The following is a 15,348-nucleotide window of genomic DNA, read 5'->3' as shown; positions in this document are numbered from 1 at the left end:
CCCCATGACTAGCCGCCGATCGGAGTCGCCTGGTCGAGGCGCGCGTGGCCTTTCTTGAAGTCGTCGCGCGTCATGGCGGCTGCGTCCATCGCCTGAATCGCCGCCACGATGCCGTGGATCGCGGCCAGCACGTCGCCCGTGTGTCCGCTTTCCGAGGGGGTGTGCATGTTACGGATGGGGAAGCCGATGCTCGTCGCCGCGGCGTCGCGCGCTGCCAGGAACGCGGCCATTCCGTCCGTGCCCGTGTCGCGGCCCACGACGCTCGCCTGGTAGGGGATGCCCGCCTTCTCGGCTGCAGCCTCGATGATCGAGTTCAGCTGCTCGGACACGATGGCGCCGTTGGCGAGCGTGAAGCCCTTGCCCATGGTCGTCGGCGTCATACGACGATCGCCGATGTTCGGGGCGGCAGCGTAGTCATGGCTCACGTCCACGGCGATCACAACGTCCGGCGTCATCTCGCCCGCGATCACGCGGCTGCCCATGCGGCCGATCTCCTCGTGGCTCGCGGCGGCGAGCAAGCAGCGGATGTTCTTCAGTCCGCCCGCCTCGGCGAGAAGGCGGCCGACCTCGACAGCGCAGAACACGCCGAGTCCGTTGTCGAGGTAGGCGCCGTAGAAGCTGTCCTCGCCGAAGCCGCGCTTGATCTTCCGGTCGATCAGGATCGGATCGCCCGGACGGATGCCGAGGGCCTCGACCTGGGCCTTGCGGTCATCGCCGTGCAATTGAAGCTCCAGATAGAGCTGCTCCTTCTTCACGCCTGAGTCGCCCGAGCGAGTCTTCGCATCGGCGAAGTGAATCGCGCCCAGCGCCTCGATGGTGCCGCCGCGCAGGATGCGCGTCTTGCTGTGGCTGCCGGGTTCGCGGCTGAAGAGGATCACTTCGTGCCCGAGCAGGGTCATAGGCAGGAACGAATCCGAGTCGATGTAGATCTTGCCGTCGTCGCTAATGTGCCGGACCTGGCAGCGAATCTTGTCCGCGTGGCCGACCACGAGCACGGTCAGCTTGTCCGTGTGCTCGGGGTCCGTGTCGAGCACGATCGAGGCGTTGCCGACGAACTTGACGCACTTCCAGTGCGAGAGCTTCGTCTTCTCGAAGTAGGGCTCGACGACACCGAAGGTCATCGCCCCCTCGTAGCCCACCGGGCTGGGGGCGCCGAGGATATCACGCATCAGCGTGAAGGTTTCCTCGGACATGGGTTGGATCCAGGGGCCCGTGCTCTTCTCGTTTCCGTTGCTCATGGTGAGGACAGGATATCAGGTCGGCTGCCCTGCCTGGGGGGCCGACCCGTTCCCGTCCTTCCCGGCGCGATCAGAACGTGAAGTTCGTCTGGAAGTAGCCGTAGAGCGTATCGCCCTGGTCGGTGGCGTTCGGGGCGTCTTCGATGAAGCTGCCTGCGCTGAGGTAGGCCACGCCGAACTCCAGCAGAACCGACTTGGGGATCAGGTCGTAGCGCAATCGAACCTCCGAGAAGTTGCCGATGTGGCTACCGGAGCGGCCCGCTGGATCCTGCAGCCCACTCGTGGTCCACGCATCGCGGTCCGAGGCGAGGTAGTGGAAGCGCTGGGTCGCCATCACTTCCCAGCGGTCGGCTGGCTTCGTGACGAAGCGCAGACCCGGCGAGACGAGGTTCGACCGCGCGAACGCGCCGAAGATGCCCGTCGGGCCGAACTCGAAGCGGCGGGCGCCGAAGAGCGTGTCGAAGCGGTTGTTCTGATCGTCGTTCGGGTCGTTGTCGCCGGTCACGTAGTCGAAGAGCGCCTCGAGCCGCGGTTTGCCCTCGGCGTCGAACTCGTACCCCACCATGGCGTGGTGGAACCAGGCCTCGTGGTCCAGGGTCTGGGTCTCGCTGGAGGGCGACTCGCCGAACTGATAGGCGGACTCGATCTCCCAGTGGACCTCGGAGGTCGCGCGCTTCTTGTTCCAGCGCGTGCCGATCGTCTTGAGGTTCCGGTCCCGGCTGTTGAAGTCCACACCGTCCGACTCGAGCAGGCCGTAGCCGTAGAACTCGGCGTTGGCGCCCAGGGCCACGTCCTTCAGCTCGGCGTGGACGCCGTAGAAGCGGGTGGATGGGTGCTCCTCGTCGAACTCGATTTCGTTGTCGCGGAGGGCAGCGGCGGAGCCGGGGAGGCGCTGGACCGGCAGGGTGTAGAACGCGCGGACCTTCGTCCCGGCCTGCGATTCCCACTGGGCGTTGATGCCGGTGAAGGCGTTGATCGTGTTGCGGTAGCGGTTGCGAGCGACGAGTCGTCGGCTACCGACGTCCATCGTGTGCCGGCCGAACTGGACCCGGAGCTTGTCGCCCGGCTCGAACGTGTCGGTGAAATCCGCGGCGAGGTAGGCCTGGAGAAGTTCGACGGCGTTGACGATCGTGGTGTTCAGCCGGGCGTCGCTCACCCCGCTGTAAACGCGGCTGTCGATGATCTCGGCCGTCGCCGAGAGGTAGGTGTCGCGCAGGGTGGCGGCGACGATGGAGCGGGTTACGAAGACGTCCTGGTAGCCCCCTGCCCCGGTACGAAATTGCTTATCGAAGGTCTCGTAGCGGCCGCGGACCGTGCCGCTGATCTCGAACCAGTCGGGGGTTCCAAGGGCCGTCGCCAGGCGCCAAGGACCTTGCTTTTGCTCTTCCTGGGGGAGGATTGGCCTGACGGGCGCCGCCAGGGCGGCGCCCGTCAGGCCGAAGCTCAGAAGAAGGGTGATAGCAGCCGACCGGCCGCCAGAATGGCTGGGATTTCGCATGAAGCGGGATTCAGGTGGGAGGGTGCGCTCTATTGGCGCAGGAACGCGGGGGGGTGAAGAATACAACTAATGCGGCAGAGAGACTGGGTCACACCATTGAACCGGGCCTCCACGGTCGCAACGATGGGCCTTCGGCGCCTCCGGAGGGGGGGCGGACCACTCGACAGACGGCCAGCAGGTACTTTGGCGCGCAAAGCGAACAAGAAGAAGGCGTCCCCCAAGAAGGGGCGTGGGGCCAAGGGGGGAGAGACCGGGCGCTGGAGACAGCTCGCGGGCAGTTTCCTCTTTGGAGAGGCACTCGATGACGACTCATCGGCTCGCGTACGCGAGCTCGGGGGGCTCGTCCTCGTCGGCATGTCTCTCTGGCTGCTGCTGTCGATGGCGACCTTCATCACCCCGAGAGAGGCGGCGCCGGCCGGCTCCAACCTCGGTGGTGCTCTCGGCCACTACCTCGCAGACGGCGCGCTCAGCGCCGTCGGCCTTTCTGGCTATCTCCTGGCCGCGCTCGGCATCCTCTGGGGCAGCGTGATCATTGCCCGGAAAGAGGTGCGAATGCCCATTCTGCGCCTGGTGGGCGTGGTCTTCTTCGTCCTGGGCTTCGCGTTCGTCCTGGACCTCGGCTTCGGGCCGGACATGGAGGCCCGCAAGGCCTTCCTCGCCGCGCGCAACCAGGCGGCGATCTATGGCGAGCAGATCGCCGGCGCCGACGTGGTCCTTTCGACCTTCTCGGCGGATCTGCCGTTCGGCACCGGCGGCTGGCTCGCCCTGGTCTCGAACCCTGGCCTCGTCGAACGCTTCGGCGAGGTCGGCCTCTGGATCGTGCTGCTCACGATCGTCGGCATCTCCGCGCTGCTCGCGACCGAGATGGCCTTCTACACCGCGATCACCTCGTTCGGCGACTGGCTCGACGACCGCCGCGAGCGCATGGGCGAGGAGTTCCTGCCCGCCGTCGGCGGCTGGGCGAAGCGCCTCTTCGTGGGCATCTGGGACTTCCTGCGCGGCGCGGATCTTTCGGCCTCCGCCGCGGGCTCCGCCAAGAAGTCGACGCGCAAGTCATCGAGGTCCAAGGCGGGCAAGAAAGCTTCGACCAAGAAGGCGACTACCAAGCCGAAGGCACCCAAGAAGCCGAAGGAGCTGCCTGATCTCGACGGTCTCGACGACGTCGACGAGCCCGAGGACGAACTCGAAGACGGCGAGGAGTACGAGTACGAATACGTCGACGAAGACGGCAACCCGATCGATCCGTCCGAGCTGGACGAGTACGAGGAGGAAGACGAGGACGCCGAGTACGAAGAGGACGGAGAACTCGAAGACGACGAGGAGTGGGAGTACGAGGACGAGGACGACGTCCTCCAGCCCGCGGCCAAACGCGGCGCTTCTGACGACGAGGAAGACGAGTACGAGGATGACGACGCCGAGTCCGACGCCGAGTTCGATCGAGCCGCAGAGGAAGCGTCGGCTAAGGCCAAGCGAGCGGCCGCCGCCGCCATGCGCCGCGCTGCGACCATGGAGCGGAAGGTCTACGACCCGCCGACTCCACCGCCGGGCCCGTGGGAGCTGCCGCCGTTCGACCTGCTGGAGGCCCCCGAGGCCAACATCGGCCTCGACAAGGAGTTCCTCGAAACGAGCGCCCAGAACCTCGAGAACGCGCTGCGCAGCTTCCGCGTCGAGGCCGAGGTGGTCGGTGCCCAGGTCGGCCCCGCCGTCACGATGTTCGAGCTGACGGTCGCCCAAGGCACGCGCATGAGCAAGGTGACGACCCTCAGCCAGGAGATCGCGGCGACCCTGCGCGCGCGCAACGTTCGCATCGTCGCGCCGATTCCGGGCAAGAGCACGATCGGCATCGAGGTGCCGAACGCCACGCGGCGCACCGTGCGTATCTCCGAACTCGTGACGCAGAAGGCGTACGACACGGACTACATGGCGCTGCCGCTGTTCCTCGGCATGGACGCCGAGGGCAAGTCGATCGTCGAGGACCTCGCGCGCGCGCCGCACATGCTGATCGCAGGCACGACGGGCTCCGGTAAGTCCGTCTGCATCAACACGATCATCGCGAGCTTTCTGCTCACGCGCTCGCCGCATGACGTCAAGCTGATCCTGGTGGACCCGAAGATGGTCGAGCTCCAGATGTTCGAGAAGATCCCGCACCTCGAGCTGCCGGTGGTCACGGACATGAAGCAGGCGACGAACGTGCTGCAGTGGGCCGTCGAGAAGATGGAGAGCCGCTACGAGCTCTTCATGAACGCGGGCGTCAAGAACATCAAGACGTACAACAAGCTTGGCGAGGACAAGCTCCGCGAGAAGCTCGGCGACGAGTTCAGCGAGAACTACACGCCGCGCCACGTGCCGTACATCGTGCTCGTGATCGACGAGATGGCGGACCTGATGATGCAGGCGAAGAAAGAGGCCGAGGGCGCGATCACGCGCCTCGCCCAGAAGTCGCGCGCCGTCGGCATCCACGTCATCGTCGCGACGCAGCGTCCGTCGACGGATGTCATCACCGGCGTGATCAAGGGCAACCTGCCGACGCGGATCGCGTTCCAGGTGGCGTCCAAGATCGACAGCCGCGTCATCCTCGACTGCATGGGCGCCGAGAAGCTGCTGGGCCAGGGCGACATGCTCTACGCGCCGCCGTCGGCGAGCCAGGTGATTCGCGTCCAGGGCGCGCTCGTGGAGGACCACGAACTCCAGGCCCTCGTCGATCACGTGTGCAAGCACGCGGCCCCGAACTTCGACCAGCAACTCGTCCAGACCGCGACGGGCAGCGCGCCCCCTGGTGAGCTGAGCCAGGGCGGCGAAAAGGCCGACGAGATGTTCAACGAGGCCGTGACGGTCGTTCTGAAGTACAGGCGCGGCTCAGCCAGCTTGCTCCAGCGCGCCCTCGGGATCGGCTACACGCGCGCGTCGCGCCTCATCGACCAGATGACCGACGCGGGCATCCTCGGGCCCCACAAGGGCTCGAAGGCACGGGAGATCTTCATGACTCTCGAGGACTGGGAAGAGAACCAGGCAAATCTGGACAGGGCGGGGTGATCCGATGAGCGCGAACTTTGATGACGATGTGGCGGGACCGTTCGATGGGGGCCCCTTCGACGGGGACGCAGGGGACCGCTGGGAGGCGCCTCCTGGAGGGGAGGGTGTGCCCGCACCGAGGCGCGAATCGCGGTACGCAGACGACTTCCGGCCCGGTCACGGGGGCCACCACCCCGAGGGTCGTGCCCCCGGGATGTCGAACCATGGGTCGTTGCAGGGCGGCGCTGAATCGAGCGGTCTTGAGCTGATCGGGGGCCTCCTCTTTCTGGCGGGTTGCCTGCCGGCGGCCGCGGTCGCGAAGGCGATTCTGGACGGGACGAACCTCGCGGCGCCTGGCCTCGGTGGAACGGCGGCGCTGGCGGCGAAGGTGGCGCACTGGCTCGGACCGTGGGCGGCACTGATCACGTCGGCAGCGATCGCGGTGCTCGGCGCGCTGATGGTCCTCGGCAGCCTGCGCACGGAGCCGCTTCGCCGCGTGGCGGGCGTGCTGGTCAGCGGGCTCGGCCTCGCGGCCGTGATGGGCGCCGTGGCGCCCCAGACCACGCAGGGCCTCGTCAGCGGTGGTGGACAGATCGGCTTCGGAACCGGCGGCGCAATGGCGAGCTGGCTCGGGACCTGGGCGGGCGTTCTTTTGGGACTTGCCGTGATCGCGGGCGCTGTCTGGCTCGGCTTCGTGCAATCGGCGCCGGAGTTCGACGAGGACGATGGCCTCGGCCCGATCGTCGAACGCGATGAGCTCCCGCGCGCTTCGGCGGGTTCGGCGCTGGCGAAGGCGGCGGGAGCCGCCGCGTCGGTCGGAGCTGCGGCCGCCGCCGCGGGGGCCTCGATCTTCAAGCGCGAGCCTCGCACCGAGGCTGAGATCCTGAAGGGGCGCGCCAATCGTCAGCGGCGCGTCAGCAACAAGAAGGTCCGCCGGGCCGGCGCTCCCGTGACGCTGGGCGATGCGCTGGCGCGCGGCGGGACCGAGGGAGTTTCCCACGACGAGGCCGCTGCGCTGGCGCCGGACGACAAGACGCTTGCGTACATGGAGGACGTGTGGCGCCGCGCCTCGCACTCGATGGAGCAGCCCCAGCCGATTCCGCCTTCGCCTTACCCCGAGGACGTTCGTCTGAAGGGTCTGATCCCGGAGGGCGCGGCGCCTCTGGAGCCGCGTCCGGGTCAGCCGAGTGCGCCCGCGGGGTCAGGCCGCTCCGCCGCCGCGCATTCTCACCGTCAGGGTCACGCGACTCCGAACTACGGTTCGCATGGTTCCGCCTCGCAGAACTACGGGACGCCCGCGCCGGCATCCGATCCGTACGGGGTCGCTGGCCACGGGGCCGCTGGTCATGGGGCCGCTGGTCATGGGGCCGCTGGTGGCCACGGGGCGGGTCCTTTCGGAAGTTCCGCCGGCACGCCGCGGGAGGACGTGGCGCCGTTCGACTTCGACGACGAGCTTTCGGCTCCCAAGCCGCTGAATCAAGTTCCGCCGCCTTCGGCGCCGCTGCCTGCGCCGCCGAAGTTTGCCCCGTACACGCCGTCGACGCCCGAACTGCGCGAGACGGACCCCTTCGGGACCTCGGGATCGTACGGCGGCCTCAGCCCGGAGGAAGCCGCCGCGTACAAGGCGGCGATCCTGAGGGAAGGAGCGAGCGCGACTGGTCCGAGCGAACTTCCCCATGGGGTCAAACCCTTCGTGCCGAGGTCGCCCGAGGACGAGGCGTCCGAGGCGGCGGCGGAAGCAAGCGCGCGTTCGGTCGACGACGACGTGGACCCCGGGCTTCCCAGCTTCGAGGTGACGGAGGTCCCCGCTCCGTCCGGGATGGGTACGACGGTGGCCGGAGCGGGCAGCGTTCTGTTCCCGGGCCACGACGGCTTCGTCGGGAAAGATCCGATGGCCAAGCAGGCGATGCAGGCGGGTGCGATGCCCGCGAGCGTCAGCCCGCCGCCGCGTCCCGCCTGGGAAGTCGGCTACGACGACGAGGACGACGACGTGGCGGTGAACCTCAGCCCGGAAGTGCTCGAGACGATTCCGGACGTGGATCCGTCGGGTCGCTGGCAGCGGCGTGAGGAGGGCTTCGACGCGGACGATTCGCGTGAAGAGTACGAGGACATGACGCCGCCTTCGATGTCGGTGCTCGATGAGTTGCTCGCGCAGGCCGAGGCCTCGGAGAGCGCCTTCGCCGAGACGGAGGCGAGGGGCGTCGATGACGGCGTTCTGGATTTGTCGCAGGCGGCCGAAGCCGAAGCCGAAGCCGAGGTCGAGGTCGAAGCCGAGGTCGAAGCCGAGGTCGAACCTGAAGCTGAACTCGAAATCGAGGACGCGATCGAGCTGGAGGCAGAGGAGATCTCTGCGGAAGACGAGCCTGAAGAAGACGACGAGGAGGCTGAATACGAAGAGGAGGCCGAGCTCGAGGAAGACGAAGAAGAGGAGTACGAGTACGTCGACGAGGACGGCAACCCGATCGATCCCGCCGACCTCGGTGAGGAGTACGAATTCGTCGAAGAGGACGAGGACGCCGAAGAAGACGAAGACGAGGACGAGGAAGCCGAGTACGAGGAGTACGAAGAGGCCGAGGAAGACGACGAGGACGCGGACGACGAGGAAGCCGCCGAGTACGAGGAAGAGGACGGCGAGGAGTCTGAAGAGGACGAAGACGAGCCCGGCGAGGAGGAATCCGAGTACGAGGAGTACGAGGACGAGGACGAGGAAGAAGCCGCCGAGTCCGAGGACGTGATCCTCGAGCCCCAGGCTCCGCCCGCCCCTGTCGCGCCGTCCGCGGCCGCCCTGGCTGAATCTGACCCGGAAAAAAGTCCAGAATCAGGCGCCGACGAAGCACCGGAGGGGCTCTCCGGAGACGGTCAGCGCCTCCTGGACGCCGGCCGGCTCGTCGTCACCAAGGACCGGGCCGCCGTGTCGGTGATCCAGAAGGGTTTCGACGTGGAGTTCGCCGAGGCGTGCTCCATCCTGGAGGCACTCTTCGCGGAGGGGCTCATCGGGCCATACCAGGAGGGTAAGAAGCGTGCTATCCTGATGTCCCTGGACGAGTGGGAAGGCCGCTTCGCCCACTCCTGACCCTCTTCACCTTCGCCTGGCGCCCTCCCGTTGACCGTTCGCTCGTCTGATCTCGTCGCTCTGGTCCACCTGGGCTGCGCCCGTAACCTCATCGACTCCGAGCTGATCCTCGGCCGGATGGCCGAGGAAGGGCTCGTGGTGACGGGCGATCCGGGCGAGGCCCATACGGTGGTCCTCAATACGTGCTCGTTCATCGGGCCAGCGCGGGAGGAGAGCCATGGGGCCATCCGCGAGCTGGTCGAGCGCAAGAAGAAGGGTGACCTCGGCGCTGTCGTCGTCGCGGGATGCCTCGTCCAGCGCTACAAGCAAACGCTCGCACGCCAGTACCCCGAGGTCGATGTCTTCGCCGAGATCAGCGACTACCGCGAACTCGCGAAGGCGATCAAGCGGATCTCCGACGGTCAGTCGCACCAGCGCTACCTGGAGGGCCCAGGGCTGCGCGAGCCCAAGCGTGAAGGCGCGCGGCTCCTCGCCACCCCCGGCAGCTACGCTTATCTGCGCATCAGTCACGGCTGCGATCACACCTGCTCGTTCTGCGCGATCCCCTCGATCCGCGGCAAGCACCGTTCGAAGCGTCCGTCCGACGTGCTCTCGGAGGCCGAGGAGCTCATCGGCGCTGGCGTCAAGGAACTCGTCGTGGTCGCCGAGGACTCGACCGCCTGGGGGCGCGACTTCGGGATGGAGCTTCCTTCGCTGATCGAAGGCCTCGCGAATCTCGACGGCGACGCCCGTATTCGGGTCATGTACGCCTACCCGAACCGGTTCCCGTGGGACCTCGCGCCGCTCCTGGCCGACCATCCCAAGGTGCTGCCCTACCTCGATATCCCGATTCAGCACGCGGCCACGAACACGCTCCGCGCCATGCGACGCGCGGGCAGCGGCGACCAGGTCCGTAAGATCCTCGATCGCCTGCGGACCGAAGTTCCGGGACTGACCCTGCGGACCACCGTTCTTCTGGGTTTCCCCGGCGAGACCGACTCGGACGCCGCGGAACTCGTGGACCTCGTGAAGGAGTACGGGCTCTCGCGCCTCGGCGCGTTCACCTACTCGCCCGAAGAGGGGACGCCCGGCTTCGACCTCGATGGCGCCGTCCCCGAGGACGTCGCGTCCGCTCGCCGCGATGCTGTGCTCGAGGCGCGCGACGCGGAGCTTCGCAGGACTCAGGAGGCCGCGATCGGCACCGAAGTCGAGATCCTCGTCGACGAACCGCCCGACCCCGACGGTGGTTTCGTGGTCGGCCGCGGCTCGATGGATGCGCCGGAAGTCGACATGGTGACCTTCGCTCACGCTCCGGATGCCGCTGTCGGGGATCGAATCATGGTTCGCATCGACGAGACGGACGACGAGCAGAACTGGGTCGGCGCAGCGGTCGGTTCGGTTCCTGGCCAGCGGGCTGCACGATGACGGATGCTTCCCCCAGCGGCAGCGCGCGCTCAGAGGCACCGCTGCCCGTCAGCCCGACCACTCGACGCGCCAAGGAGGGAGTCTTCGCCCATTGGCCCAACAGGATCACGATGATCCGCTTCGCGGGGGCGCTGGTGCTGTTCGGCATCTTTGCGATCTGGGGGGACATCAGCCGCGAAGAGATCGCCAGGGACCGCACGCCGTTCCTGGTGGCGTTCTGGCTGTTCACCGTGGTCGCGGCGACGGACTTCCTCGACGGCTATCTCGCGCGACGCGATCAACTCGTCACGGCCTTCGGCCGCATCGCCGATCCGTTCACGGACAAGGTGCTCATCCTCGGCGCGATGGTGTACCTCTCCGTGATGCCGTGGTCCGAGCCGCGCCTGCCCGCCAGCATCGTCGTCGCCATCCTGGCGCGCGAGTTCCTCGTGACCGGCATCCGTGGTTACGTCGAGAGCCTCGGCCGCGAGTTCCCCGCCGACGGCTTCGGCAAGATCAAGATGATCGTGCAGAGCATCGCGGTGGGAGGGTTGATCTGGATGGAGGCCTTCGACTGGGGCCAGTGGTGGTACGTGATGTGGGGCTACGTCGTCGAGGGGCTCGTATGGCTGACGCTGCTCGCGACGATCGGGTCGGGCGTGACCTACGTGCTCAAGACCAAAGCCATCCTTTCCGGGGCCAGTCTCTCGGGTGACGACGCGTGAATTCGTCGGCTTCCGCGGGCGCACCGCGCACCTGGACGCCGAAGGACATTCTCTTCCTCGGCGTTGCGTCGTTCGGCGGACTCGGCCTCGTGCCAGCTGCGCCCCGGACGTTCGGGACGCTCGGCGGCGTGCTGATCGCGTGGCTGCTGGCGGGGTCCCGGAACTTCCTGCTCTACACGCTACTCCTCGCGCTCGGTCTCTACGTCGTCGGACGGATCGTTCAGCCCTGGGTCGAGGCCCGGGCAGGCGCGGACCCGGGTTTCTTCGTTCTCGACGAGGTCGTCGGCTACCTCGTCACGATCGCCTGGGCGGGTGGCCCGACGCTGCTGGCGCTGCTTGCGGCCTTCGTGGTGTTTCGGTACTTCGACACCGTGAAGCTGCCGCCCGCCAGGCACTTCGAGCGTTTTCGCGGCGGCGACGGCCTCCTTCTCGACGATCTCGTGGCGGGCGTCTACGGCCTGTTTACCATGGCCGTTCTGCGCCTTGTCTTCCTGGAGCCAGCGTCCTGGGACGCTTCTCTGGCTCCACTTCGCTAGTCCCACCTGAACGGAGTTCGCTCGATGGCCTCACCACGCGAAGGACGTGCCCGTAGCTCCGGGCTCGGTATCGCCCCTCGATTCGCGATCGCGACGACCGCGGTGCTGGCGCTCGTGCTCATGCTGTTCAGCTTCGTGCTGCTCAGCACGACGCGGGAGATCGTCACCGAGGCCGTGAAGGATTCACGGGACCAGGCGGCGATCGCGCAGGCCCAGTACGTGGACGGAACGCTCACCTACAAGCAGGTCGGAAAGCAGGCGGCCCAGCTCAAATCGGGCGCGCTCCTTCGCGCCGAGGCCGAGCTGAGCCGCGAGGGACAGGCGACGGCCAACGGCTTCGCCTACGTTCGTGGGGACGATACGAAGGCGCACGTGCTGGTGGCCCCTGCGGCGAACGCTTCGGGTGACCCGGTCGCGAAGCTCTACGGTCTCTTCTTCGCCGTGACCGCGCTCGCGCTCCTCATCACCGCCGTCGTCGCGCTCATCACGGCGACGCGCGTGTCGCGGCCGATCACCGCGCTCGTCGACGACGTCCGCTCCATCTCCAACGGCAACCTCTCCCATCGCGTCCGCGCCCAGGGCGGCGGTGAGGTCGGGCTGCTCGCCGGAGCCATCGACCGGATGACCGAGTCCCTGCGCGATGCCCGCGACACCGAGGTCGAACTCTCGGTCCGCGAGCGCGAACGCGAGGTCGCGATGGAGGTCCAGGAAGCGCTGCAGCCCACCGACTTCGAGGTCCCCGAAGGCTATTCGGTCGCGTCCGAACACGTCGGCTCCAGCGAGCCGGGCGGCGACTTCCACGACATCGTGAAGGCCGACGACGGCCGAACCGTTTTCTTCGCCTGCGACGTCAGCGGAGCGGGGGTCCCTGGCGCGCTCGTGGGAGCCATGGCGCGCGCCTACCTGAAGAGCGAACTCAAGCGCGGCGGCTCCCTGGAGTCGGCGCTCAAGACGGTGAACCGAACGATCGCGGGCGAGGTCCGCCGCGGCATGTACGTGACGGTCCTGGCGGCGGCGCTCGACTCGGACACCCACGAACTCGAAGTCGCGTCCGCGGGCCACAAGCTGCCGCTCGTTCACTGGGCCCACAAGGACAAGTCGATCCGGGCGATCCAGCCGGATGGCATCGCCCTCGGTTTCGACAAGGGCCCGGTCTTCGAGCGCGGCATCTCGGTCCGCCACGTCCCGATGGACGAGGGCGATCGAGTGGTGATCGCGGGCACGGGAGCGGTGCGCGTGATCAACATGGACGGCGAGGAGATCGGAGAGAAGCGCTTCTACAAGCTCTTCGCGCGCAACGCGGCCGACGCCCCCGCCGAGGCCCTCGACGGCGTCCTGACGGCCCTGGAAGCCTTCGCCGACGAGGAGCCGTTCCCGACGGACGTGAGCCTGATCGTGCTGGGCCGGGACGCCTGAGCCTGGCGGTACCGAACCCGACCGAAAGCCTGGCGGTACCGAACCCGACCCAAAGCCGCCACGTTTCAGATCGAAGGGTTCCCCTTCGATCTGAAACGTGGCGGCTTTGGGTCGGGTTCGGTACCGCCAGGCTTTGGGTCGGGTTCGGTACCGCCAGGGGGCGGGCTATCGGATCGGCTCGAAGCGGCCTTCCAGGACAACTTCGATCGACGCGCAGTCGGCGATCTCCAGGAAGAGCCGCGTCTCTTCACCTGGGAGGATGACGATCGAGCCGTTCCAGGTCTCGTCGACGGTCGGGGCCGGGCTCTTCACGTCGATGAGCTTATCCTGGCCGAGATACAGCCTGGCGTAGCGGTAGGATTGCTCCCCGACGATGAAGCCTCGCATTCGTGCGGACGTGACCACGAACTGCTGGCCAGCGGGTACGGCGCCGCCCTCGGCGAAAGCGATGGATCGCGTCCTGTCGTCGAGCGGAGCGACCACATCGAGTGGTGTCTTGGAGATCGAGTCGAAGCGATAGCTGGCGGTACCGCACATGTTGATTTCATGGCCGTTTCCACCGCCCCGCCCGTTCCGTGCCTGGAGCAGCACCCTCGGGGCCTGGAGCTCGGGAATCACCGGCGATTCCGGGATGGCATGGTCTCCGAGGAATCCCTTTCCGGCCGGGCTGAACGGAGCGTCCTCGAGCGGCACACGTTCCTCGAAGTGACCGCGCAGGCTCACCTTTCCGCTGCTCGAGTTCGCGACCTCCAGGTAGGTGCTGGACTCGTCGCCCGATTCGATCACGAGGCGGCCGTTCCAGCGATCGCGGAAGGGCTCGTCCCGATCGCGATAGCTCGCGATCTTGGTCCCTCCGACGACCAGCTGAAATTCACCGTGTCCGTTCGAGTCCCCCTTCGCCACGCCTTCGTAGTCGATCGACGTGACGACGAAGGCTCGATTCGACCCCACGATCCCGCCGTGGAAGTACGCGAGTGAGGGATCCTTCATCTCGATCTCGGCGAAGAAGTCGAGGGGCGTCGGGACGAGCTTGTCGACGTAGGTACTGACGTTGCCCGTCATGTCGATGGTGTTCGGGTTGCCTCCGCCGGCCCCGGCTCGCAGCTGCAGGAGAACCTCCGGCGTCGCGAGTTCGGTGCCAGCGCCCAGGAGCGAGTACCAGTGCTTGAGCGCGTCCACCAGAGGGCGCCCCTCGCGGTCGTCGACGATCGACCCCTGCGCTCGGCCGGTGCCGTCGGTCGAGTACCAGTCGAATACGCAGCGCCTCTTCGGCTCGTGTTCCACGACGTGGACGAGGCTCGCCAGGGTCGACTCTTCGTCTCGGCTGATCACGAAGTAGCTGTGGCCCACACGTGGGACCACCGAGTCCTCGTCGAAGGCGAGCGAGGTGATGGTCAAGTCGGCGGCCGACTGTGGATCCACTCGACCGAGGTCGACGACGAAGCTGCCATAGCGGGTCATTCCGAAGTCGAGCCTTCCGCGTCCATTGCCGAACAGAACGCTCCAGGAGTTACGCGTGAGCTCGAGGCCGGGGTCATCGCGGATTCCGAACGGGAAGCTGAACGTCGCCTTCTCGTAGTTTCCGAAGTACGAGCGCGCGAGCAGTTCAGCGCGCGGCATCAAGCGCTCCTCGTAGGGGCGAGCGTTCTTCGGGGTCGCCGCTTCCTGAAGGGGCGCGGCGGCTTCGGTGCGCGACTCGGAGGAAGGCGGCGTCAGCAAGGGGGCGCTGAGGCGAGTTTCCCCGGGAGAGAGGGTGGCGATCGTCGCGTTCGATACGAGGGGAGCCGGCGGATCGGTCGCGGGTTGCAGCACGCGGTAGGCGAGCAGGCCCAACCCGGCCGCCGCGATGATTCCGGCCGCGACCGCAAAGGGAATGACGCCCACCGAGGCAGCGGCCGACTTCTTGACCATCGCAGCGGGAAGGGCGAGGGCCGCCCAGTGCTTGCGGTCCCCGAAGTCCGCGTCGAGCCTGGTCCGCAGGAGTTCGTGGGCCCGCGACAGCTGGGACCGGACCGTGCCCGGGCTCCGATCGAGGGCGCTCGCGATCTCGGCGACGCTCAGGTTCTCCTCGTAGCGCATCAGCACCACGCCCCGGTACGGCTCGGCGAGCCCCAGGATGCAGCGGACCACTTTCTGACGATCCTCGACGCGCTGGAGCGACGCATCCGTGGAGGGCGCCTCCAGTTCCTGCTCACGGGCCTGCTCCCGAAACCTGCGCCGTTCGTCGGAGCGCCAGCGCGAGGCCGCGACGTTGCGCGCCGTCCGGGCGAGCCACGCCCGCCCCGGAACCGTGCCGTGGGCAAGGGTTCTTATCCAGGTCTCCTGGATCACGTCATCGACCTCCGCGTGGTTGCGCAGGGTCGCTGTCAGGGTGCGGCGGACAAAGGTCTCGTGCTGGCTCAGCTCGGCCAGCAGAAAGTCGGGGTGGCTCATCTTGGTTCCTCGATCATGGCGCGGGAAGGCGCCC

9 protein-coding genes are annotated in these 15,348 nt (G+C 67.3%); 6 read left to right on the top strand and 3 right to left on the bottom strand.

Annotated features, from left to right (window positions below; genetic code table 11):
- Positions 1-8: 8 nt before the first annotated feature.
- Both Poly30_RS25825 and Poly30_RS25820 read right to left on the bottom strand, forming a co-directional pair.
- A complete protein-coding gene (locus Poly30_RS25825; RefSeq protein WP_145204593.1) occupies positions 9-1,238 on the bottom strand; it encodes a M20/M25/M40 family metallo-hydrolase in 1,230 nt (409 codons plus the stop codon).
- A 70-nt stretch (positions 1,239-1,308) separates the two neighbouring features.
- Positions 1,309-2,736 (bottom strand): alginate export family protein, encoded by a 1,428-nt coding sequence (locus Poly30_RS25820; protein WP_145204592.1) that lies wholly within the window; start codon positions 2,734-2,736, stop codon positions 1,309-1,311.
- A 183-nt stretch (positions 2,737-2,919) separates the two neighbouring features.
- On the opposite strand from Poly30_RS25820, the gene Poly30_RS25815 reads away from it, so the two are divergent.
- The 6 genes from Poly30_RS25815 to Poly30_RS25790 are packed head-to-tail and all read left to right on the top strand — an operon-like array spanning position 2,920 to position 12,881.
- The gene (locus Poly30_RS25815; RefSeq protein ID WP_419190681.1) at positions 2,920-5,769 is read left to right on the top strand and encodes a DNA translocase FtsK; all 2,850 of its coding nucleotides are present in this window, start codon (positions 2,920-2,922) and stop codon (positions 5,767-5,769) included.
- Between the two features lie 4 nt (positions 5,770-5,773).
- Positions 5,774-8,821: a DNA translocase FtsK gene (locus Poly30_RS25810; protein ID WP_145204588.1), complete on the top strand. Its 3,048-nt coding sequence runs from the start codon at positions 5,774-5,776 to the stop codon at positions 8,819-8,821.
- 30 nt (positions 8,822-8,851) lie between these two features.
- The gene (gene rimO, locus Poly30_RS25805; RefSeq protein WP_145204586.1) at positions 8,852-10,225 is read left to right on the top strand and encodes a 30S ribosomal protein S12 methylthiotransferase RimO; all 1,374 of its coding nucleotides are present in this window, start codon (positions 8,852-8,854) and stop codon (positions 10,223-10,225) included.
- Positions 10,222-10,929: a CDP-alcohol phosphatidyltransferase family protein gene (locus Poly30_RS25800; protein ID WP_145204584.1), complete on the top strand. Its 708-nt coding sequence runs from the start codon at positions 10,222-10,224 to the stop codon at positions 10,927-10,929. Before rimO ends, Poly30_RS25800 begins: the two co-directional genes overlap by 4 nt.
- Positions 10,926-11,465 carry a phosphatidylglycerophosphatase A family protein gene (locus Poly30_RS25795; protein ID WP_419190680.1) on the top strand — a complete coding sequence of 180 codons (540 nt, stop codon included), beginning with the start codon at positions 10,926-10,928 and terminating at the stop codon, positions 11,463-11,465. Before Poly30_RS25800 ends, Poly30_RS25795 begins: the two co-directional genes overlap by 4 nt.
- A gap of 24 nt (positions 11,466-11,489) precedes the next feature.
- Positions 11,490-12,881, top strand: coding sequence for a PP2C family protein-serine/threonine phosphatase (locus Poly30_RS25790; RefSeq protein WP_145204581.1), 1,392 nt, complete (start codon positions 11,490-11,492; stop codon positions 12,879-12,881).
- Positions 12,882-13,046: 165 nt separating this feature from the next.
- Here Poly30_RS25790 and Poly30_RS25785 read toward each other — a convergent pair whose 3' ends face one another.
- On the bottom strand, positions 13,047-15,314 hold the full coding sequence (locus Poly30_RS25785; RefSeq protein ID WP_145204578.1) for an RNA polymerase sigma factor: 2,268 nt from the start codon (positions 15,312-15,314) through the stop codon (positions 13,047-13,049).
- Positions 15,315-15,348: the final 34 nt, after the last annotated feature.

It is taken from the genome of Saltatorellus ferox (assembly GCA_007751475.1).
In the GTDB taxonomy this organism is placed as follows: Bacteria; Planctomycetota; UBA1135; order UBA1135.
The sequence above is the reverse complement of the archived record's forward strand: the minus strand, read 5'-3'. Positions and strand labels throughout refer to the sequence as shown.

What these genes read in the sequence shown, in the direction of transcription:
- Poly30_RS25825 (WP_145204593.1), bottom strand. Translation starts at nt 1,238, where the DNA reads ATGAGCAACGGAAACGAGAAGAGCACGGGCCCCTGGATCCAACCCATG.
- Poly30_RS25820 (WP_145204592.1), bottom strand. Translation starts at nt 2,736, where the DNA reads ATGCGAAATCCCAGCCATTCTGGCGGCCGGTCGGCTGCTATCACCCTT.
- Poly30_RS25810 (WP_145204588.1), top strand. Translation starts at nt 5,774, where the DNA reads ATGAGCGCGAACTTTGATGACGATGTGGCGGGACCGTTCGATGGGGGC.
- Poly30_RS25800 (WP_145204584.1), top strand. Translation starts at nt 10,222, where the DNA reads ATGACGGATGCTTCCCCCAGCGGCAGCGCGCGCTCAGAGGCACCGCTG.
- Poly30_RS25790 (WP_145204581.1), top strand. Translation starts at nt 11,490, where the DNA reads ATGGCCTCACCACGCGAAGGACGTGCCCGTAGCTCCGGGCTCGGTATC.
- Poly30_RS25785 (WP_145204578.1), bottom strand. Translation starts at nt 15,314, where the DNA reads ATGAGCCACCCCGACTTTCTGCTGGCCGAGCTGAGCCAGCACGAGACC.